At 74.0% G+C, this 20,446-nt stretch carries 17 protein-coding genes; 3 read left to right on the forward strand and 14 right to left on the reverse strand.

Going from position 1 to position 20,446, the window contains the following annotated elements:
• Positions 1-46 precede the first annotated feature (46 nt).
• Both pflB and ABZY31_RS14790 read right to left on the reverse strand, forming a co-directional pair.
• A complete protein-coding gene (gene pflB / locus ABZY31_RS14785; protein WP_356409468.1) occupies positions 47-2,317 on the reverse strand; it encodes a formate C-acetyltransferase in 2,271 nt (756 codons plus the stop codon).
• 209 nt (positions 2,318-2,526) lie between these two features.
• Complete coding sequence (locus ABZY31_RS14790) at positions 2,527-3,966, reverse strand: MFS transporter (RefSeq protein WP_356409471.1); 1,440 nt, start codon at positions 3,964-3,966, stop codon at positions 2,527-2,529.
• 336 nt (positions 3,967-4,302) lie between these two features.
• Between ABZY31_RS14790 and ABZY31_RS14795 the strand changes: the two genes are divergently transcribed.
• Positions 4,303-5,565 carry a cytochrome P450 gene (locus ABZY31_RS14795; RefSeq protein ID WP_356409474.1) on the forward strand — a complete coding sequence of 421 codons (1,263 nt, stop codon included), beginning with the start codon at positions 4,303-4,305 and terminating at the stop codon, positions 5,563-5,565.
• A gap of 91 nt (positions 5,566-5,656) precedes the next feature.
• On the opposite strand, the gene ABZY31_RS14800 is transcribed toward ABZY31_RS14795, so the two are convergent.
• Both ABZY31_RS14800 and ABZY31_RS14805 read right to left on the reverse strand, forming a co-directional pair.
• The gene (locus tag ABZY31_RS14800; RefSeq protein ID WP_356409477.1) at positions 5,657-6,163 is read right to left on the reverse strand and encodes a DUF5949 family protein; all 507 of its coding nucleotides are present in this window, start codon (positions 6,161-6,163) and stop codon (positions 5,657-5,659) included.
• Positions 6,164-6,220: 57 nt separating this feature from the next.
• Positions 6,221-6,829 (reverse strand): hypothetical protein, encoded by a 609-nt coding sequence (locus ABZY31_RS14805; RefSeq protein WP_356409480.1) that lies wholly within the window; start codon positions 6,827-6,829, stop codon positions 6,221-6,223.
• Between the two features lie 153 nt (positions 6,830-6,982).
• On the opposite strand from ABZY31_RS14805, the gene ABZY31_RS14810 reads away from it, so the two are divergent.
• Complete coding sequence (locus ABZY31_RS14810; RefSeq protein ID WP_356409482.1) at positions 6,983-7,435, forward strand: DUF6299 family protein; 453 nt, start codon at positions 6,983-6,985, stop codon at positions 7,433-7,435.
• Between the two features lie 52 nt (positions 7,436-7,487).
• Here the strand turns inward: ABZY31_RS14810 and ABZY31_RS14815 are convergent, their stop codons facing one another.
• The 5 genes from ABZY31_RS14815 to ABZY31_RS14835 form a co-directional block, all read right to left on the reverse strand.
• Complete coding sequence (locus ABZY31_RS14815) at positions 7,488-7,661, reverse strand: hypothetical protein (RefSeq protein ID WP_356409485.1); 174 nt, start codon at positions 7,659-7,661, stop codon at positions 7,488-7,490.
• Positions 7,662-7,714: 53 nt separating this feature from the next.
• Positions 7,715-9,781: a SpoIIE family protein phosphatase gene (locus ABZY31_RS14820; RefSeq protein ID WP_356409488.1), complete on the reverse strand. Its 2,067-nt coding sequence runs from the start codon at positions 9,779-9,781 to the stop codon at positions 7,715-7,717.
• A gap of 12 nt (positions 9,782-9,793) precedes the next feature.
• On the reverse strand, positions 9,794-10,033 hold the full coding sequence (locus ABZY31_RS14825; RefSeq protein WP_356409491.1) for a hypothetical protein: 240 nt from the start codon (positions 10,031-10,033) through the stop codon (positions 9,794-9,796).
• Positions 10,034-10,045: 12 nt separating this feature from the next.
• On the reverse strand, positions 10,046-11,356 hold the full coding sequence (locus ABZY31_RS14830) for an NAD(P)-binding domain-containing protein (RefSeq protein WP_356409549.1): 1,311 nt from the start codon (positions 11,354-11,356) through the stop codon (positions 10,046-10,048).
• 178 nt (positions 11,357-11,534) lie between these two features.
• Positions 11,535-13,103 carry an ATP-grasp domain-containing protein gene (locus tag ABZY31_RS14835; RefSeq protein WP_356409494.1) on the reverse strand — a complete coding sequence of 523 codons (1,569 nt, stop codon included), beginning with the start codon at positions 13,101-13,103 and terminating at the stop codon, positions 11,535-11,537.
• 150 nt (positions 13,104-13,253) lie between these two features.
• Here ABZY31_RS14835 and ABZY31_RS14840 point away from each other — a divergent pair, with 150 nt between their 5' ends.
• The gene (locus ABZY31_RS14840) at positions 13,254-14,840 is read left to right on the forward strand and encodes a glycosyl hydrolase (protein WP_356409497.1); all 1,587 of its coding nucleotides are present in this window, start codon (positions 13,254-13,256) and stop codon (positions 14,838-14,840) included.
• Positions 14,841-14,878: 38 nt separating this feature from the next.
• Here ABZY31_RS14840 and ABZY31_RS14845 read toward each other — a convergent pair whose 3' ends face one another.
• The 5 genes from ABZY31_RS14845 to ABZY31_RS14865 form a co-directional block, all read right to left on the reverse strand.
• The gene (locus ABZY31_RS14845) at positions 14,879-16,021 is read right to left on the reverse strand and encodes a GNAT family N-acetyltransferase (RefSeq protein WP_356409500.1); all 1,143 of its coding nucleotides are present in this window, start codon (positions 16,019-16,021) and stop codon (positions 14,879-14,881) included.
• Complete coding sequence (locus tag ABZY31_RS14850) at positions 16,018-16,767, reverse strand: lipopolysaccharide biosynthesis protein (RefSeq protein WP_356409503.1); 750 nt, start codon at positions 16,765-16,767, stop codon at positions 16,018-16,020. The genes ABZY31_RS14845 and ABZY31_RS14850 overlap by 4 nt, the downstream gene beginning before the upstream one ends.
• Before the next feature lie 60 nt (positions 16,768-16,827).
• Positions 16,828-18,024, reverse strand: coding sequence for a glycosyltransferase (locus tag ABZY31_RS14855; RefSeq protein WP_356409505.1), 1,197 nt, complete (start codon positions 18,022-18,024; stop codon positions 16,828-16,830).
• A complete protein-coding gene (locus ABZY31_RS14860; RefSeq protein ID WP_356409508.1) occupies positions 18,021-18,803 on the reverse strand; it encodes a polysaccharide deacetylase family protein in 783 nt (260 codons plus the stop codon). The genes ABZY31_RS14855 and ABZY31_RS14860 overlap by 4 nt, the downstream gene beginning before the upstream one ends.
• Positions 18,793-20,446, reverse strand: a 1,654-nt coding sequence (locus ABZY31_RS14865) for a lipid II flippase MurJ (RefSeq protein ID WP_356409511.1), incomplete at its 5' end; no start/stop codon positions are given. The genes ABZY31_RS14860 and ABZY31_RS14865, both read right to left, overlap by 11 nt.

Raw genomic sequence — 20,446 nt, forward strand, 5'->3', positions numbered from 1 at the left:
AATGAGTGGGCGGGCCGGGCAGGGCCCGGAAGGGACGGTCACAGCACTAGAGCGAACCGTGGAACGTGCGGTTCAGCACGTCCGTCTGCTGGGCGCGGGTCAGCCGGACGAAGTTCACCGCGTACCCGCTGACCCGAATGGTCAGCTGCGGGTAGTTCTCCGGGTGCTCCATGGCGTCCAGGAGCGTGTCGCGGCTCAGCACGTTCACGTTCATGTGGAAGCCGTCGACGGCCGTGTAGCCGTCGAGCACGCCCGCCAGGTTCCTGATCCGCTCCTCGGGGGTGCGGCCGAGGCCGTCCGGGGTGACGGTGCTGGTCAGCGAGATGCCGTCCTCGGCGTCCGCGTACGGCAGCTTCGCGACCGACAGCGCGGAGGCGACGTACCCGTGGGTGTCGCGGCCGTTCATCGGGTTGGCGCCCGGCGAGAAGGGCTCTCCCGCGCGGCGGCCGTCCGGCGTGTTGCCGGTCTTCTCGCCGTAGACGACGTTCGAGGTGATGGTCAGCACCGACTGGGTGTGCTCGGCGTCGCGGTAGGCCGGGTGCCTGCGCACCTTCCGCATGAACTCCTCGACCAGCCACACCGCGATGCCGTCGGCGCGGTCGTCGTTGTTGCCGTACGCCGGGTACTCGCCCTCGACGCGGTAGTCGGTGACCAGTCCCGTCCCGTCGCGCACCGGCGTGACCCGGGCGTACTTGATGGCGGCGAGCGAGTCGGCGGCGACCGAGAGGCCGGCGATGCCGCAGGCCATGGTGCGGCGCACGTCCCGGTCGTGCAGCGCCATCTCCAGGCGCTCGTAGGCGTACCGGTCGTGCATGTAGTGGATGACGTTCAGCGCGTGGACGTAGGTACCCGCGAGCCACTCCATCTGCTCGTCGAACCGGGCCATGACCTCGTCGTAGTCGAGGACCTCGGAGGTGATCGCGCCGGTCGCGGGGCCGACCTGGGCACCGGACTTCTCGTCGCGGCCGCCGTTGACCGCGTAGAGCAGCGTCTTGGCCAGGTTCACGCGGGCGCCGAAGAACTGCATCTGCTTGCCGACCGGCATGGCCGAGACGCAGCACGCGATGGCGGTGTCGTCGCCGAAGCGCGGGCGCATCAGTTCGTCCGACTCGTACTGGACGGAGGAGGTGTCGATCGAGACGCGGGCGCAGAACTCCTTGAAGCCCTGCGGCAGCCTCGGCGACCAGAACACCGTCATGTTCGGCTCGGGCGCCGGGCCCAGGTTGTACAGGGTCTGGAGGTAGCGGAAGGAGGTCCGGGTGACCAGCGGACGGCCGTCCTCGCCCATGCCCGCGATCGACTCGGTGACCCAGGTGGGGTCGCCGGAGAACAGCTCGTCGTAGTCGGGGGTGCGCAGGAACCGCACGATGCGCAGCTTGATGATGAAATCGTCGATCAGCTCCTGCGCCTGCTCCTCCGTCAGTCGGCCGGCCTCGATGTCGCGCTGGAGGTAGACGTCGAGGAAGGTGGAGGTGCGGCCCAGCGACATGGCCGCGCCGTTCTGCTCCTTCACGGCGGCGAGGTAGCCGAAGTACAGCCACTGGACGGCCTCGCGGCCGGTGGCCGCCGGGCGGGAGATGTCGTGGCCGTAGGAGGCGGCCATCGCCTTCAGTTCGGCGAGCGAGCGGATCTGCTCGGCGAGTTCCTCGCGCAGGCGGATCGTCTCTTCCAGCGAGCGGCCGCCCGCGGGCAGGGAGTTCAGCTCCTCCTTCTCCTCCTTCTTCACCGCGATGAGCCGGTCGACGCCGTAGAGGGCCACGCGGCGGTAGTCGCCGATGATCCGGCCGCGGCCGTAGGCGTCGGGCAGGCCGGTGATGACGCCCGCCTTGCGGGCGGCGCGGATCTCGGGGGTGTAGGCGTCGAAGACACCGGCGTTGTGGGTCTTGCGGTACTGCGTGAAGACCTTCTCCAGGTCGGCGGAGACCGGGTAGCCGTACGTCTCCAGGGCACCGGCGACCATCCGCCAGCCGCCGTACGGCATGATCGCGCGCCGCAGCGGGGCGTCCGTCTGGAGGCCGACGATCAGGTCCTTGTCGCGGTCGATGTAACCGGGGCCGTGCGCGGTGATCGTCGAGGGAACGTCGTGGGCGATGTCGTAGACGCCCCTCTCGCGCTCCTCGGGGAACTTGTCGGTGATCGTCTTCCACACGGCGGTGGTGCGCTCGGTCGGGCCGGCGAGGAAGGAGGCGTCGCCCTCGTACGGCGTGTAGTTCGACTGGATGAAGTCGCGGACGTCGATGGCGTCGCGCCACAGGCCGCCCTTGAAGCCGCTCCAGGCTCCGTCGTTCTTCGTGGTGTCCACAGGGGTGACAGTCATCGCCCGCACCTTCCGAGTCGCTTCGATGCTCGTGTCCATTGCACGCCTTCTGATCGATCATTTGCCGCCGCGTTGGTCCCGATCCGGAGCCCGAAAGTCCCTTCGCTCCCGGCTTTCGACGCCGCCCACCTCGTCTGACCTGGCATTCCCGCAGGCCAAAAGTCCCGGCTCTGCTTGTGAATGCATTCACAAGATTCTCCGCAAAAGATCTAGCTCGGTGCTTCCGCTCCCTTGCGGGCGTAGAAGTACCAGGCCACGACCACACAGCTCGCGTAGAAGGCCACGAAGCCCCACATCGCGCTCGTCACGGCGAAGTTGGCGAACATCGCCGGGATGAAGAAGAAGCCGTAGGCGGCGATCGCAGCGGTGAAACCGGTGACCGCGCCCGCTTCGATCTCGGCCTGCTCCAGGGCCTTCGCGTACGGCGCGGTGCCCTCGGTCAGGCCCTTCAGGTGCCGGCCCCGGAAGATGACCGGGATCTGGCGGAAGGTCGAGCCGTTGCCGATGCCGGAGAAGAAGAACGCCGACAGGAAGCAGAGGAAGAAGCCCTGGAAGGAACCGGCGTCGGAACCCGCGGGAAGGAAGGTGATCACGCCGATGATCGACGCGGCCATGCCCGCGAACGAGAGGATCGTGACCCGCGCCCCGCCCAGCTTGTCGGCGATCCAGCCGCCCGCCCAGCGGGCCAGGGCGCCCAGCGCCGGCCCCATCCAGGCGTAGGTGGCGACCGGGTACGCCGGGAAGGTGGTCTTGATCAGCAGCGGCAGGGCCGCCGCGAAGCCGATGAAGGAGCCGAAGGTGCCGACGTAGAGCCAGGTCATCACCCAGGTGTGCTTGCGCTTGAAGATGACCCGCTGCCGGCGGAAGGGGGTGGCGGCGACCTTCAGGTCGTTCTGGCCGCACCACGCCACCACCGCCAGCACCACGAGCACCGGCACCCACACGAAGGCCGCGTTCTGGAGGTAGATCTGCGACCCGTCCGCCTTCCGCTGCCCCGCGCCGATCGCCAGCACCGAGGAGGTGATCAGGATCGGGGTAAGCAACTGCACCACGGAGACGCCGAGGTTGCCCAGCCCGCCGTTGACGCCGGTCGCCTGGCCCTTCTCGCCCTTCGGGTAGAAGAAGCCGATGTTGGCCAGCGAGGAGGAGAAGTTGGCGCCGCCGATGCCGCACAGGGCGGCGATCGCGAGCATCGTGGCGTACGAGGTCGCCGGGTCCTGGACCGCGAAGCCCAGCCAGATCAGCGGCGCGACCAGTACGAGGGTGGAGAGCGCCGTGAAGCGGCGCTGGCCGATCATCGGGCCGAGGAAGGTGTAGAGGATCCGCGCGGTGCCGCCCGTGACGCCGGGGACGGCCGTCAGCCAGAACAGCTGCGACTGGCTGAAGCCGAAGCCGACGTCCTTGAGGCTGGTGGCCGTGATGCTCCAGACCTGCCAGACCACGAAGGCGACCAGCAGCGCGGGAACCGCGATCCACAGATTGCGGGTGGCGACCTTCCTGCCCGTGGACCGCCAGAAGGACGGATCCTCCGGAGACCAGTCGGTGATGGTGCGCCCGGGCCGGTACTGCCCCGGGTCGGGAGCGGGCGCGGGAGCAGGCGGGAGCGCCCGGCCGGTCGCCGGGGGCGCTTCCTGGGTGGCGGAACTCATGGCACGTCCTGGAGGTCGGGAATCGCGAAGGGATGCCGGCGCCGCACGGTCGCGGCGGCCCCGGCTCCTTCAGGCTCCGCCCGCGGACCCGCCCCGCGTCAGAGGAGAACGTCTCCCGGCCGACAGGACAAGGTCCCGCCGCGCAGTGCGTTGGTCGCCCGCCCGGAGTGCCGTCACCGGGCGCGCGCCCGGCTGGGTGGCGCGTCGGCGGGGCGCGCGTGTCCTCGGCGCACCCGGCGCGTTCAGATGCGTGAGGACCGGGGCCGCGGGAACGGCGGGGGCCGCAAGGCCCGGGGCGCCCCGGACACCCTGACCACCCGGAAGAAGGTGTGGGCCATGACGGTCCCGGCACAGCGGCACCCGAGCGACACCGATCTCGCCGATCCGGCGTTCTGGCAGCTCCCCCCGGAGGCCCGGCTCGCGGCCTTCGCGCGGCTGCGGGCGCTGGACGGCCCGCGCCGGTTCACCGAGCGCCCGGCCTCCTGGCGCGGCCCCGAGCGCGCCCACTGGGCGCTCGTACGGCACGCGGACGTGCAAGAGGCGAGCAGGCTCCCGAAGGTGTTCGCGAGCGCGCCGGGGGTGACCACGCCCGAGCCGGCGCGCTGGGTGCGGGCGCTGTTCGGGGACTCGATGGTCAACCTCGACGGCGCGGACCACGCCCAGCTGCGCAAGATCGTGCAGCGGGCGTTCACCCCGCGGCTGCTGGCGGCCGCGGAGGCGGACGTCCACGCGGTGGCGGCGCGGATCGTGGACGACGTCCTGGCCGAGCGGCCCGGGGAGTTCGTCTCGGCGGTCTCCTCGCGGCTGCCGCTGGACGTCATCTGCAACATGATGGGGATCCCGCAGGAGTTCCGGGCGGAGATCGCCGACCGGGTCAACCACGCGTCGGAGAACATCGGCGTGGAGCGCGGCCTGGCCTCGCGGCTGCGGATGCCCGGGCGCGGGCTGCGCGCGCTGGCCCGGATGCAGCGGATGGTCGCGGGCATCGCCGAGGAGCGGCGCGAGAACCCCGCCGACGACCTGATCTCGGCGCTGGTCCGCGCGAACGTGGACGGCCAGGCGCTGGGCGTGCGCCAACTCGGCGCGTTCTTCTCGCTGCTGATGGTGGCGGGCGTGGAGACCACGCGCAACGCGATCACCCACGGGCTGGCGCTGCTCACCGACCACCCGGACCAACGCGAGCTTCTGCTGGGCGACTTCGAGAAGTACGCCGACGGCGCGGTGGACGAGATGATCCGGCACTCGACGCCGATCATCCAGTTCCGCCGCACGGTGGTCGCCGAACACCGCCTGGGCGGTCACCTGTTCGTTCCCGGCGACAAGGTGGTGCTCTACTACGCGTCCGCCAACCGCGACGAGGCGGTCTTCACCGATCCGGACGCCTTCGACATCACCCGCTCGCCCAATCCGCACCTGGGCTTCGGGGGCGGCGGCCCGCACTTCTGCCTGGGCGCGCACCTGGCCCGGGTCGAGATGAAGGCCCTGTTCCGCGAGCTGCTGACCCGCCCGGTCGGGCTGCGCGCGGTCGGGCTGCCGGAGCTGGCCGGGTCGAACTTCGACAACCGGGTCCGGGCGCTGCGGTTCGCGTTCGACACCTGAGCGGGCGGAATCCGTACGCCCGCGCGCGCGGGCCGGCCACCGGGCGGGCTGGGAGCCCGGCGGCCGGCGGTCGAGGCGCCGCGCCCGGTGGCTACTTCTTGAGCCGCTGCACCCGCAGCACCGCGTGCACGCTGCTGGTCAGGACCGCCTCGTCACCCACGAACGCCTTCAGGGTGTCGGCGTCGACCGGCTCACCGGGAGCGGCCTCGGGCCAGGGGCGGGTGGCGAACAGGAAGTAGACCTGGTCGCTGTCGGCGGCCGCGGCCACCCACTCCGGCGGCGCGGTGCAGCGGGCGTTGAGACCGAGGTCCTCGCCCTCCACGGTGAGCGCGACCTGGTCGCCCTCGACGAGGATCTTCACCGGGAACTTGTGCGGGTGGGTGGTGCCGTCCAGCACCTCGTCGCCGATCCGCAGCCCCAGGTGCTCCAGCAGCCCGCGCGCCGACTCCGCGGCGGCCTCGTGGCCGTGCGGGCAGTCGCCCAGGGTGTAGGCGATGAGGTACGGGATGTTGTGCCCGTCCTCGGGATCGCCGATCCACGCGAGCACCGAAAGGGTGCCGAGGTGGGACCGGTCGAGTTCGGTGTGAGTCGAAGTCATGGGCCGCACTTTAGTGGTCTTTCGCCGCGCCCTTTCGCGGCCCGTCACCCGGGCGGGTCAGACCGCCCAGAATCCCTCTCCGGAATTCGCCTGCGTGTTCGCGTCCTGGTACTGGAGGCGCACGATCCGCGCGTTTTCCGGAATTTCGAACACCACCCATCCTTCGGCCCGGTCACCGACGGAAAGGGAATCGAAGACGAGCGGCTTTCCGGTGGTCAGTTCCCCCGCCCTGACCGACGGATAGCGCTGCCCCGCGCTGTCGTACGCCCACACGCGCCCGAGCGCCCCGTACGTCGCGCCCCCCACGTTGACGAAGGACATCCCGGCGCCCACCCAGCGCTTGCCCGCGGCCGGGGCGAACGCCGCGTCGACGCCGACCGCCGGATCGACGAACGCGTTGAGGACGGCCTGCAGGTGGCGGCCGACCTGACGGCCCCGTACCCGTACGGGGTCACCCACCCGGGCGTCCTTGACGGCCGGACCCCCCGCGGGCGCCCCCGGAGCGGGGGCGTCCTCCTCGCCGCCGCCCGGGGCGCCGTCGTCGACCGGGACGGCCGGGGCGGCGGCGGGCGCGAGCGCGGCTCCCTCCGGGGCGCTCTGGCAGGCGGTGGACCCGAACAGCAGGAACGGGAGGAGAAGGGCGAGGACGGGGGCGGAATGGCGCATGCGGGATCCCTCCGGGGATGTATTGCGGCCAGTCTCACGCCCCATGACGGGCAATTGCACACACCGACACGATTCGGTGGAAGCGGATGGCGCCGGGTGACCTGCACAATGCGTTCCGGCGGAATCCACCGCCCGCATCCACCTGGAGGAACGATGGGCCTGCCCGTTTCCCGCATCGCCGTCGCGGCGCTCTCCGCGCTGGCCGCCACCGCCGCCTGCGCCGTGCCCGCGAGTGCCGATTCCCGCGCCAATGCGATTGTCGTGAAAGACCGGGCGCAGTTGTCCGAAGACGGCCGGGTCACCCTTTCCGGGGTCTACCGCTGCGAGCCCGGGTCACCCGAGGGAGTGCAGATCCAGACCCGGGTCCGCCAGGACGGCAACCGGCTCGGCATGACCGCGGGCGAGGCCACCTGCGACGGCGCGGCCCACGAGTGGTCCGTCACCGGCACGATGGGGATCGCGGGCCAGGGCTTCCACGCCGGGGCGGCCGAGGCCACCGCCGAGCTGACCGTCGCCCGCGTCCACGGCGCGCACCTGCTGCCGACCGCGGTCTCGCGGACCACCCTCGCCGAGCACACGCAGCCCCTCACGATCCAGGCCCGCTGACGGGGCGACCGGTCACGGCCGGCCCACGGCCCGGACGGCCCGGTAGCCGCCGCTACCGGCAGTCGGGCGCCGCGCCGGTCATCGACATGAAGGCCGCGGACCGGCACTCCGGCGCCGCGTGCGCGCGGCCCGCCGTCCAGTCCGCGACCGCCGGCGCACCGGCCGCGATCACGGCGAGCACCAGCACCGCCAGCAGTACGAGCCCCCACCGCCGCATCCGTTCCATGCCCGGATCATCACCCGAACCGGCCCCGCCCACAACTCGGCGTGACGCCCCGGTCACCGCGGGTCGACGGCGGCGTCGAACTCGCACCACACCGCCTTGCCGTCACCCCGGGACTCCACGCCCCAGTGCGTGGCCAGCGCGTCCACGAGCAGCAGCCCGCGCCCCGTCGTCGCCGCCTCCCCCGGGGTCCGCCGCCGCGGCCACACGCTGGAGCGGTCCTTGACCCACAGCCGGATCCGGCGGACCGGTTCCGGCAGCACCTCCATCGTCAGCACCGCGCCGCCGTCGGTGTGCAGCAGCGCGTTGACCAGCAGCTCCCCCGCGGCCAGCTCCACGTCGTCGGCCAGCTCCGGCACCCCCCAGTCGCGCAGCGCCTGACGCAGCGCGTAGCGGGCCTCCGAGAGCCCCTCGGGATCCGCCTGGTGGACGTACTGGTGGATCCGCGGCGCGCGGCGCGTCCCCGGGTCGGGGGCCCGGCGCAGCACCAGCAGGGCCACGTCGTCCCCCGATCCCCAGCGCTCCCACAGCCGGTCCAGCAGGTGGTCGGCGAGCGCGCCCGACTCCTGGGGGCCGGTGCGCACCGCGTGCGCCAGTGCCTCCATGCCGGCGGTGATCGCCGTGCCGGGCTCCTCCACCAGGCCGTCCGTGCACAGCACCAGCGTCTCGCCGGGGACCAGGTCGAGCCGGGTCTCGGGGAAGTCCTCCTGCTCGAAGACCGAGGCCAGGCCCAGCGGGAGGCCGCCGCGCAGGTTCGGCCAGCCGGTCCGGCCGTCGGTGTGCCGGATCAGCGGGCCCAGGTGCCCGGCGCGCACCGCCCGGACACCGCCCGTCTCCAGGTCGACCTGGGCGTACGTGCAGGTGGCGAAGCGTTCGGTGTCCAGCTCGGCCAGGAAGCGCGAGGCCCGCGCGAGGACGGTGGAGGGCGGGTGACCCTCCCCCGCGTACGCCCGCAGGGCGATCCGCAGCTGGCCCATGATCGCCGCCGCGTGCGTGTCGTGGCCCTGGACGTCGCCGACGACGATCCCGACCCGGTCCCGCGGCAGCGCGATCACGTCGTACCAGTCCCCGCCGACCTCGCGGCCGCTCCACGCGGAGTGGTAGCGCACGGCGATCTCGCCGCCCGTGATCTCCGGGATCCGCCGGGGCAGCATGGCGGCCTGGAGGCCGGTGGCGAACTCGCGCTCCTGGTCGAAGAGCAGTGCCCGCTGGAGCGACTGGGCGACGATGCCCGCCAGGCCCAGGCACAGGTTCTGCTCCTCGGGGCTGAACTCGCTGCGCCGCCGGTAGAAGAGCACGAGCCCGCCGATCGCCTTGGCCTGCGCGATCAGCGGCAGGTAGGCCGCGGCGGTGAACCGGATCCGGCCGAGGTAGGGCGCGAAGAGCGGGAACTCGGCCGCCAGCTCGCCGAGGTCGGTGACGAAGCGCGCCTTGCGCGTCAGGACCGTCTGAGACAGCGGCAGCGATCCGTCCAACCGGGTGAACTTGCGCTCGCTGAGGATCTCCAGCGTCTCCCCGCTCAGCGCGATGATCTTCATGGCGCCGTTCTCCACCAGCCCCAGCGCCAGCCCCTCCGCGCCGAGCCGCTCCAGCGCGCCCGCGCCGGTCAGGGTGGCCGTGACGTCGTCCACCGTCACCGCCCGCGACAGCGCCTCCGTGGTGCGCTGGACGATCGTGGTCTGCTTGGCGCGCGCCGCCTCCAGCCTGCGCAGCAGCGTGGCGTGGGCCAGCTCGGCGGTCGCGTCCCGGACGATCCCCACGATCCGCCGGGGGCGCCCGTCCGAATGCCGCAGCACCCGGCCCTGGGTGTGGGTCCACTGGTCGCGGCCGTCGCGCCGCTGCACCGTGAAGTAGGAGCCGTACGTCTCCTCGCCGCTCTCCAGGGCCGCCTGGACGGCGTCCGCCAGGCGGGCGCCGTCATCGGCCGGGATCCGCACCCCCAGGCCCTCGGGGGTGTCGTCGAACTCGGCCGGTTCCAGGTCGAAGACCCCCATGCCGGCCGGGTCCAGGAGGAGGGAGCCGGTGTCCAGGTCCCACTCGAAGCTGCCCATTCCGTTCAGGGCCAGCCGGTCCGAGGCGCTGATCACGTCCGGTTCCGGGGCGTCGTGCTCCGCCGCTGCCACGCGTCACACCCCCTATCGGCCGGGCCAGCACGGCTGGGAGATCAGCCTCTCCCACTCCTCGTCAGGATGCCCCGGAAGGGTGCGTCCGGCCTCCTGCCAGCGCTTGACGAGGGAAAGGTAGATCGTCGGCTGATCGGTGTGCGCGGACTGCGGCGTCCTCGCCGTACGGGCGTGACCCGGCCCGGCGGACTGCTCCGCCCGGCTCGCCGGGATGCGTACCCAGCCCCGGCCCTGTGCGCTCTCCGGGCTCATCGCGGACCCCTCTCACAGCGGATAGGTCTTCTGACGCCCGGCGCCCGGACCCCGCAGGGCGGCGCCGGTACCGGCGGAGCCCGGCAGCGGGCCCTGGGCGCGCAGGCGCTTGCGGACTCCTCCCACCAGTCTCCCCGCCGTGAAGCCCGCACCGTGCACGAATCGCATGGAAGGGCCGAATGAGGGAGCCGTGAGCAGTCCCGCGAAGAACAGTCCCGGGTAGGAGGACTCGAAGCACGCGCTCAGCCCGGGCGCACCCGCCCCGTCGGCCGGATCCCCGTCCGGCGCCGCCGCGGGGGCGAGCGTCGCGACCGCCGAGCGCAGCCCGGCGTCCAGCAGCCCCAGCCGCCCCAGCCCCGGCCGGAACCCGGTCGCCGCGATCACGTGGGCGACGTCCAGCACCACCGACTCGCCGGCGGCGGTGGTCAGCCCCAGCCGGGTCCGGGAACCGGCCGGCACCGCCCGGTGCAGGGCGTGGCCCAGCAGCGCGGGGACCCGGCCCTCGAAGCGGTCCCGCAGCCACCAGGCCCCCGCCGGGCCCAGTTCGGTGGCCGCGATCCGCGCCCGGGTCCGGGCGGGCAGCCGGCGCACCGCCCAGGGCAGCTCCGACCAGGCCCAGCTGCGCCAGCCGGTGCCGAGGCCGCTGTGCGGGTCCCGCAGCGCGTGCGACAGGGGGCGCTCCAGCGGCTGGGGCAGGGTGTTCCAGTTCAGCCGCGGACGCCGGGCGACCAGGCAGGGGCGGGCCCCCGCCTCGGCCAGCAGGGCGGCCGTCTCCAGCGCGGCCTGGCCCGCGCCGAGCACCGCGACCTCCTGGCCCGCGAACCAGGTCAGGTCGCGGTGGTCGCTGCTGTGCGAGTAGTGCGTAGGGGGCAGCTCGCGCAGCGCGGCGGGATGGTTCACGAAGGGCATCACGCCGACGGCGAGCGCGACCGTCCGGGCCAGCAGCGGCTCGCCCTGCGCCGTGCTGATCCGGAAGCCGCTCCCGTGCGGGGCGACCTCGGTGACCGTCACCTCCTCCACGGGAGGTGCGGCCTGCCGGGCGAACCAGAGCCCGTACGCGCTGAACGTCCCGATCGGCAGCGGAGTTCCGTGGTCCGCCGCCGTGCCGAGGGTGGCGCAGTAGTCGGCCAGGGCGTACCGCCCGCCCGGCGCGGACAGGTTCGAGGACCACGGCTCCGACTTCAGGTACATGCCCTCGGGCATGTGGTCCCGCCAGGAGGCCATCGGGCGCCCGAGCACCCGTACGTCGAGCCCGGCGGCCGCCGCGTGCGCGGCGACCGACAGCCCGTACGGGCCCGCGCCGACCACCACGAGATCCTCCATGCGCTTCACGGCTGTCGCTCCACTCTCGTACCGGCGTACCGGTCATGCGGTCTTACGGGTCTCCTGCGTGTCGCGGCGTACGGCCGCACCCGGGGTCCGGGGCCCTGCTGGTGCGCCGGATCCCGGCGGCCCGGTCCTGCGGCCACCGGTCCGCCCACCGGGTCACCGCGTCACCGCGTCACCGGGTCACCAGCCCGTCCGGTTCGGCCGGTTCCGTGGGCCCGGCCGGGTCCGGGGCGCCGGGCGGGGACGGCAGGGCGGGTCCGCCGCGCTGGCGGGGAGTGCGGGCCGCGGCGCGCGCCGTGCGCCGACCGCGCGCGGGGACACCGCTCAGCGTGCGCCACGCCCCGCGCGCCCCCTTGCCTGCGCCGCGCCCCAGGAACGCGGCGACCATCGCGAGGAACGGCAGCACGTCGTCGGCGGCGAACCAGGCCAGCTCGACCTGCCCCCGCCCGCCCGACGGCACCGAGCGCGAGGGCCCCGGCCGCGCCGGACCGCCGGACCGCACCCGCTGCCCGGCGACCCGGGGCGCACCACCGGCTCCGCCTCCCGCGGTCGCTTCCCCGGGCGGGACCGCCCCGGCCGAACCGGCCGCGTTCTGCGCACCGGCCGAAGTCCCCGGGGCGTCCGACCCGGCCGAACCGGCCGCCCCGGTCACCGCACCCCCGTCCCCCCGCACCAGCGGACCCCGCAGGGCCGCCAGCAGCGCGTAGTTCTCCGCGAGGAACACCCGCCCCGGACCACCCACCGGCTCCGGCACCCGTTGCCCCGTCAGGTCCAGGTAGAGCGCCTGTACGACGTCCAGCCCGGCCTCGTCGGTGAAAAGCCGGAACTGCGCGCCGGGCCGGGGGTTGAAGTCCACCAGCCGGAAGCAGCCCCGCTCGTCGCGCCGGAAGTCCAGGTCCAGGATCCCGTGGTAGCCGAGCCGTTCCGCGAGCCGCAGCCCCGCCTCCTCGACCGCCGGGTCGGGCAGCCAACGCCCCATCGCCGTCAGCCCCGTACGCACCGGCCACGACAGTTCCTTGCGCCCGGAACCGGCGAGCAGCGGGTGCCCGCCCCTGGCGAAGCAGCCGTGGAAGAACCAGTCCGTGTCCGCTCCGGCGGGCAGGAACCGCTGGAGCAGCAGCGGACTTCCGGCCTCCGCGGTCCGCTCGTACAGCCGTCGCGCCTCGGCGGCGGTGTGCACGAGCGTGGTGCTGCGCAGCCCGGCGCCCGGGGGCAGCAGCCAGGGGCGGCTCCACTTGGCGACCACCGGCAGGCCGAGCCGCCAGGCGGCCTCCGCAGCCTCGGCCGCGCCGGCCGGGACCACCGTCTCCGGGTGCGGGATCTCCCAGCGCGCGCAGAGCCGCGCCAGCTCGGCCTTGTCGGCCACCCGGGCGGGCAGGCCGTCCGGCTGATGGGGGATCCGGAACCGGTCCCGGAGCGCCGGCGCGAGCCGTGAGACCGCGATGGCGCTCAGGTCGTCCATGGCGACGAGCACGGCGGGACGGCCGATCCGCTCCGCGACCCGGGTCAGGCACTCCAGCAGCGCCTCGGGGCGCTCCGGGTCCACCCCGCCGGAGGGGCCGGGGTGCACCGCGCGCAGATAGCGCGACCGGCCCATGGGACCTCCCCCGGTCTCGACGACGGCATGGACCTCCACGCCCTTGCGCCCAAGGGATCTGACGGCGCCGAGGGTTCCGTGGTGGAACGGATTCCGGTCGAGTCTGAGCAGAACGGCGGGCACATGGTGGGCGAACGCGTGCATGGAAACGGTGTCTTTCACCTAGTCGGACCAAGCGGAGAGGGTGCGCACCTGCGAATGGCCTACGCTGCGGCCACCGGACAGGCCATTCGTCAGATGTGATGCCTAACGTCTTTGGTAGGAACACCGATTCGGGCAAGCTCGGGAGACGCCATGTCCAGACCACACCGCAGATTGGTGAGCACCTGCATCGGTACGGTCACGGCCGGGCTGCTCGCCACCGGCGCCGCGCTCGCGGCGCCCGAGGACGAGAAGGCCGGCGGATCCGGCATCGCGATGGGCGCCTACCTCGACTACGGCCCGTCGGGCGTGGCGCGGATCCCGCTGCTGTCCCGCTGGCTCGGCGGCCGGGAGATCCGGGTCGGGCACACCTACCTGCCCGGCGACCGGTGGTCGAACATCGAGGGCACCGACTTCCTGGCGGACTGGGCCGACTGGCGCCGGGCGGACAAGGACCGGGTGTTCGTCCTCAACGTGCCCATGCAGGAGCGCAACGAGGGCCGGATCCCGGACTACCAGGTGGCCCGGCTGATCCGCGCCGGCGCGAACGGTGACCACGACGAGCACTTCAGGAAACTGGCCGAGCGGCTGGTCTCCCTCGGGGTGCCGGACACCGTCGTCGTGCTCGGCTGGGAGATGAACGGCACCACCTACACGCACCGCTGCGGGCCCGACCCGGAGGGCTGGAAGACGTACTGGAAGCGCGTCGTGGCCGCGATGCGCTCGGTGCCCGGCCAGAAGTTCAGGTTCGACTTCGCGCCGAACCGGGGTGCGGACGCGATCGGCTGGACCTCCTGCTACCCCGGTGACGACGTCGTCGACATCATCGGGATGGACTCGTACGACCAGGCTCCCGGCCGCACCTTCGACGAGCAGGTGAGCCAGCCGTACGGGCTCCAGCAGCACGTCGACTTCGCGAAAGCACACGGCAAGGAGATCTCGTACCCGGAGTGGGGGCTGTTCCGTCAGGGGGACAACCCGGAGTACGTGCGGCGGATGCTGCGGTGGATCGAGCAGCACAAGCCCGTCTACCACACCATCACCGACTACTGCCCGCACGGCGTGTGGCAGTGCAAGCAGAACCCGCGCTCCTCCCGGGTGTTCCGGGACGCGCTGTCCGCCAAGCCGGACCCGCTGCCGACGCCCGTGGTCCCGACGCCGGTCGTCCCGACGCCCGTGGTGCCGACCCCGGTGGTCCCGACACCCTCCGTCCCGACCCCGCAGATCCCGACCCCGCAGGTCCCCACGCCCCAGGTCCCGAGCCCCGCGGTCCCGAGCCCCGCGGTCCCGAGCCCCGCGGTCCCGAGCCCCGTCGTGCCGTCGCCCGTGGTCCCGAGCCCCGTCGCGGAGCCGTCGCCGCTGGTCCCGTCGCCGGTCGTGCCCAGCCCCGTGGCACCGAGCCCCGTGGCACCCAGCCCCGTGGCACCGAGCCCCGTGGTCCCCAGCCCCGAGGCACCGGTCGAATCCCCCTTGCCGGAGCCCGCGTCCCCCGGTCCCGTCCAACCCAGTCCCGTCCCGCCGTCCCCGGCCGTCCCGCTCCCCGAGGCGTCCCCGACCCGGCCGGTGCCCGCACCGGTGCCCACGCCGGTCAAGCCGCCGGCTCCGAAGCCGCCGGCCGTGCCGCAGCGCGAGTGGTGCCTGCCGGTCAACTTCGGCGAGTGGCTGTCCAAGCTCGTCGGCAAGCAGGCGGTCTGCTTCAAGATCGACCTGGGTGACGACGCCACCTGGTGGCCGTTCTAGCGGCGGCCGCGGGAGCGGGCTCGGCGGCGGGACCGGCGTCACCGGACGCGCAGGTCGTTCAGCCGGGCCCGCCAGTCCCGGGCGGCGGGCAGGGTCTCGCGCAGGACCTCCACCGCCCGCTCGCGCCCCGCGACCTGCGACTCGTGCAGGCGCAGCAGGGGCGTGAGCGGGCCGGTGGCCAGCAGGAACCGCTGGTTGACCACGACTTCCGGCCGCCAGTGGTTCTTGTACGGTTCGGACCCGCGCAGGAAGCTGACCACCGGGCGGCCCTCCGCGAGCGCCCGCCCCGTCTCGTGCCGCAGCAGCAGGGTCGCCACGTCCACCTTCCGGTCCCGCAGCCCGGGGTCGGCCCCGTACAGGTAGCCGCCGCTCAGCCCCGCCGACAGCAGCGTGACGTTCGCGGCCACCACCTTGCCCTCCAGCCGGAACTCCGTCAGCCGTCCCTCCCCGCACCGCACCATCCGCCGGGTCGCCCGGGTCAGGTGCTCGGCGAAGCGCGGCTTGAGGTGCTCGGGGGTGACCCCGCGGCCGCGCCACTGCTTCTCGTGCAGGCGCAGCAGGGTCCGCACCGCGCGCGGCACTTCCTGCTCGGTGACCTCGCGTTCCTCGATGCCCGCCGCGTCGGTCTTGCGGAGCTTGGCGCGCACCCGCTGGGCGCCCGCCTTCGGCATCCGCTTGACCAGCTCGTCGAAGGGCAGCACGGGCAGTTCCATGCAGGTGGAGTCGGCCAGCCGGGCCCGCGCGCCGGGCCACTGCTCGTACAGCCGCTCGGCGGCGGCCCCCGGGCGTACCTCGCGCAGGTCGACCACCGCGCCGCGGGCGGCCCGGTGCAGGCCGTGCGCGAGCGCGGGGACGACCTGGTCGGCGTACCGCGCGTCGAGCAGCACGTCGAAGTAGTCGGTGATGCCCCCGCCGAGCGGGACGAGCAGCGGCAGCGGCCGGTGGACGAGCATCAGCGCGGCCGCGCCGACCAGCTCGTCCCCGCGCCGCACCAGGACGACGCGCAGCCGGCCGTCCCGGCCGTACGACAGCCACCAGGAGTGCAGCCAGGCGTGGGTCTGGAAGGGGGTGGCGGTGGGGCAGCCGCGCACGAGCCGGTTCCACGGCTCCTCCAGCGCGGCGAACTGCCGGGGGTCCCGGCACAGCGTCACCGTCAGGGCCCCGGTGGAGCCCGCGCTCATCGCACCGGCTCCTTCTCCTTCGCGGAGGCGGCGGCGTCGGCGGCCTCGCCCTGGGCGGGCAGCGAGGTCACGTAGCCCGGCTCCGGGTGCGCGGCGCCGGCCGCGGCGGCCCCGTCCTGACGGCGCCCGCGACCGGGCCGGGCCAGCATCCACAGGCCGCCGATCAGCCCGCCCGCGCACAGGCCGACGGCGCCGCTGAGCGGGGCGGACGGCGAGGCGGGGTCGGTGGGGGCGACGGCCTGGTTGAACAGCAGCAGCTGCACGCCGGTGTTCTTGGCGGCCTGGTTGCTGGTCAGGGACAGCGCGTCGGCGACCGCGTTGGCGATGTCGGCGGCGCCGCTCGCGGACCGGGAGGTGCCGGTGATGGCGATCATCGGGGACTCGGGCGAGGTCTCCGCGCGGACCTGCGCGCGCAGCTGCTCGACGCCGAGGCCCGCGCGGGGCTGCGCGTAGGCGAGGGTCGAGTTGCTGGTCGCGATGCGGGCGTAGGCCTGGGCGAAGCCGAGGGCGGTGGCCGGTTCGGTCGTGTCGTCCGGGACGGCGACGACATAGCTGGTCGCGGCGTACTCGGGGGCCTTCAGCACCCCGTACACACCGCCCGCGGCCAGGCCCAGCAGGGCGCAGGCGGGCAGCGGCCGCAGCCGCCCCCGCACGCGGTGCCCCCGGCGCCCGCGGGGCGCCGGGTCCTTGTCCGGCGTGCGGTCGGACGTCGTGTGGTCGGGGGTCTCGGCCATGTGCGTGCTCACTTCCTCGTGGAGGGGAGGTCGGTTCCCGGTCCCCGCGGTCTGCGGGGCCGGTGGTGGGTGTCAGACGGGGTCGGCGGCCCGCGCGGGCGCGGCCGTCGCGGTCCCGGCGGCGCCGGGGAGCGGGCGTCGGGCGGGGCCGAGGGCCTGGGCGTAGACGTGCAGGAGCTGTTCCGCGCTGCGCGCGATGTCGTAGCGGCGGACCACCGGCGGCGGGGGCAGCCGGCGCGCGCCGGCCTCCATGTGGCCGCGCAGGGCGGCGGTCAGTTCCTCCTGGCCGGGCCCGATCCGGCGGGCTCCGGGGGCCTGGTTCGCGGGCAGGTCGTCGATCGCCGGGCAGGTGACGTGCAGCACCGGCAGTCCGGCGGCCAGCGCCTCGACCACCGCCAGCCCGAACGCCTCCTCCCGCGAGGGGGAGACGAAGACGTCCATGGCGGCGAGCAGCGCCGGGATCCCGGGGGTGCGGCCGTCGGCGCTGTCGCCGAGCGGGTCGCGTTCGCCCAGCAGGTGGATCCGGTGCTGCGCGCCCAGTTCGGCGGCGAGCCGCCGCAGGGCGGGCCGCTCGGGCCCGTCCCCGGCCAGCAGGAGGTGGGCGCCGGGCAGCGCGGCGACCGCGCGCACCAGGACGTCGAACCGCTTGCCGGGGACGAGGCGCCCGACCCCGCCGACCACGAACGCGCGTTCCGGCAGGCCGGTGCGGCCGCGGGTGGCCCGGCGCACCGACGCGTCGAAGCGGAAGCGGACCGCCTCGATCCCGTTGGGTACGACGTGCACGCGGGCCGCGGGGATCCCCCAGCTCTCCAGCCGCGCCGCGACCGTGTCCGACACCGCGACCGTCGCCGCGCCGAGCCGCTCGCTCGCCAGGTACAGCGCCCGTACCCCGCCCGACAGCGGACGGCCCTCCATCTCGGCCGCGCCGAGGGAGTGTTCGGTGGCCACGGTCGCGCCGACGCCCGCGATGCGGGCCGCGAGCCGCCCGTACACGCACGCCCGGTAGAGGTGGGTGTGCACCAGGTCGTACTCGCCGCGCCGGATGAACTTCACCAGGCGCGGCAGCGCCCCCAGGTCCCGGTTGCCGCGCATGCCCAGGTGGACCACGCGGACCCCGTCCGCCCGCAGCCCCTCGGCGACCGGCCCGGGATTGGTCAGGGTCAGCACGTCGCAGCGCATCGGCAGGTGGCGCAGCAGCAGCCGCAGCTGCTGTTCGGCGCCGCCGACCCCGAGTCCGGTGATGATGTGCAGTGCCTTGAGCGTCTTCACGGGCGCACCGCCCGCCGCAGTCCGGCGATCCGGTGGCGCAGCCGCTTGATCCGCAGCCGGGCCGCGCCGTCCGCCTGGCTGACGTGGGTGCGGGGCAGCGCGTAGGGGCCCGTGAGCGCGCCGGGGGCGATGGCGCACGCGTACCGGTACCCGGCGGCCCGGGTCGCCTCGACGACCCGCCGGTCGATGGATCCGTACGGGTAGCAGAACCCTTCGGGCAGGGTCCCGGTCAGCTCCCGCAGCAGTTCGCGACTGCCGCGCAGTTCCTGCTGGAGGACGTCGTCGGGTACGTCGGTCAGGTGCTGGTGGAGCAGCCCGTGCGAGCCGATCTCCTGACCGGCCCCGGCCACCGCGCGGATCCCCTCGGCGCTCAGCAGCGGCTTGCGCGGGCCCAGCGGGTCCCACACGTTGTCCACGCCGAGGCGCCCGGGCAGCACGAAGAGGGTCGCCGTGCAGCCGTGCCGCCGCAGCAGCGGCAGCGCGTGGGTGAGGAAGTCGGTGTAGCCGTCGTCGAAGGTCAGGCCGACCAGTCCGGCGGCGCGGCCGCGCGCGCGGGCCCGCAGCAGTTCGCCGACCGAGACCCCGCGCAGCCCGCGCGAGCGCAGCCACCGCAGCTGGGCGTCCAGGGTGTCGGGGGTGACGGTGATGCCGTACGGGTCCTCGGCGGGATCGGTGAAGGCGGTCACCGAGTGGTACATGAGGACCCACGGGGAGCCGGGGCCGGCCTTGCGGGCGGGAGCCGCCGCGGCGGCGGGCGCCGTGTCGGTGTCAGCGGACATGACGGAACCTCTGGTTGATCAGAGCGGGCAGGGCGGTGATCTCCACCGCCCGTATGGCCATGCCGGAGGCTCCGAACATGGCCGGGACCAGCAGCGCGCCGAGCGCTGCGCTGAGCAGGGGGTCGGGGATCATCGGCCCGGCGATCCAGCCGGTCCCGCAGGCCGCGGCGGCGGCGACGCAGAGCCGTCCGATGCTGGTGGCGACCCGGCGGAGCTGGATCGGGACGATCCGCGAGCCGAGTCCGGTGAGCAGCAGGGCCGCGGTGGCGGTGATGCCGGCGGCGTTGGCGGCGGCGATCCCGTAGATCCCCCACGGGCCGACCGCGAAGGCCCCCGCCACGATGTTGACGAGCAGTCCGGCGCCCATCGCGAGCGCCGGGAACCAGGTGGGCCGGGCGGTCGAGAAGAAGGGCCGGCTCAGCGCCCCGACGAGGCAGTGGCCGAGCAGTCCGATGCCGTAGACGCGCATCACGGAGGCGGTGGCGAGGGTGTCCCGGTGGGTGAACGCGCCGCGTTCGAAGAGGACCTGGATGATCTGGGGCGCGTACCCGATGACGAGCGCGGTGCCCATGAGGACGGCGAGCGAGGCGAGCGCGAGGTCCTGTTCGACGCGGCGGCGGGCCTTTTCGCGTTCACCGTCCGCCATGGCCTGCGCGACCACCGGGAAGGTGACCGTGCAGATCATCAGGGAGAGCACCATCGGCATCTGCGCGACCTTCTGCGCGTAGTTCAGGTGCGAGATCGCGCCGGGCGGCAGGGAGGCGGCGAGGAACCGCTCGACCAGCACCTGGGACTGGCGGAAGACCGCGAAGAAGACGACGGGGGCGATCACGCCGAAGGCGATGAGGGTGGGCCGGTCGCGGCGCTGCCGGCGGCGGCTCGCGCCCCGGGCGCGGGGCGGGCCGAAGCCGACGTGGCGGATGAAGGCGGGCAGTTGCACGAGGACCATGAGCAGCCCGCCGACGGCGACGCCGAAGGCCGCCGCCCGCACCCCCCACAGGGCGTGCAGGGCCAGCATCCCGCCGATGATCCCGATGTTGTACGCGACGTAGATCGCGGCCGGGGGCACGAAGGAGCGGTGGGCGCGCAGGGCGGCGCTGAAGTAGCCCGCGATGCCGAAGCCGAGCACGGTGAGCGCGGTCAGCCGGGTGCACTGGACCGCGAGTCCGGGATCCGGCAGGCCCGGGGCGAGCACGGCGACGACGAGCGGCGCGGCGACGACGAGGACGCAGGCCACGGCGGCCAGCAGCACGGCGAGCCGCGGCAGGGTCGCTCCGACCAGCAGCCGTACGGGGTCCTGGGCGCGCGCCTCCTTGCGGGTCAGCCCGTCGCGCCCGGCCGCGCGCCGGGCCAGCGCGTGGCTGAAGGCGGGCACCATCAGCAGCGCCATGGCGTCCTCGATCAGCAGGGTCGAGGCCATTTCGGGCACGGTCCAGGCGATCAGGAAGGCGTCGCTGTCGTGCCCGGCGCCGAAGAGGTGCGCGATGGTCTGGTCCCGGAACAGCCCGAAGACGGCTCCGGCGGCGGTGAGCCCGGCGGTGACGGCGGCGGCCTTGGCGAGGAAGCGCCCGAGCGGCGCGCCGCCGCCGGCCCCGGAGTCCGGGGCCGGCGGCGGCGCGCCGGGCCGGGCTGCCGAGGGCGTC

This window comes from Streptomyces sp. NPDC006529, assembly GCF_040611795.1.
Taxonomy (GTDB): domain Bacteria; phylum Actinomycetota; class Actinomycetes; order Streptomycetales; family Streptomycetaceae; genus Streptomyces.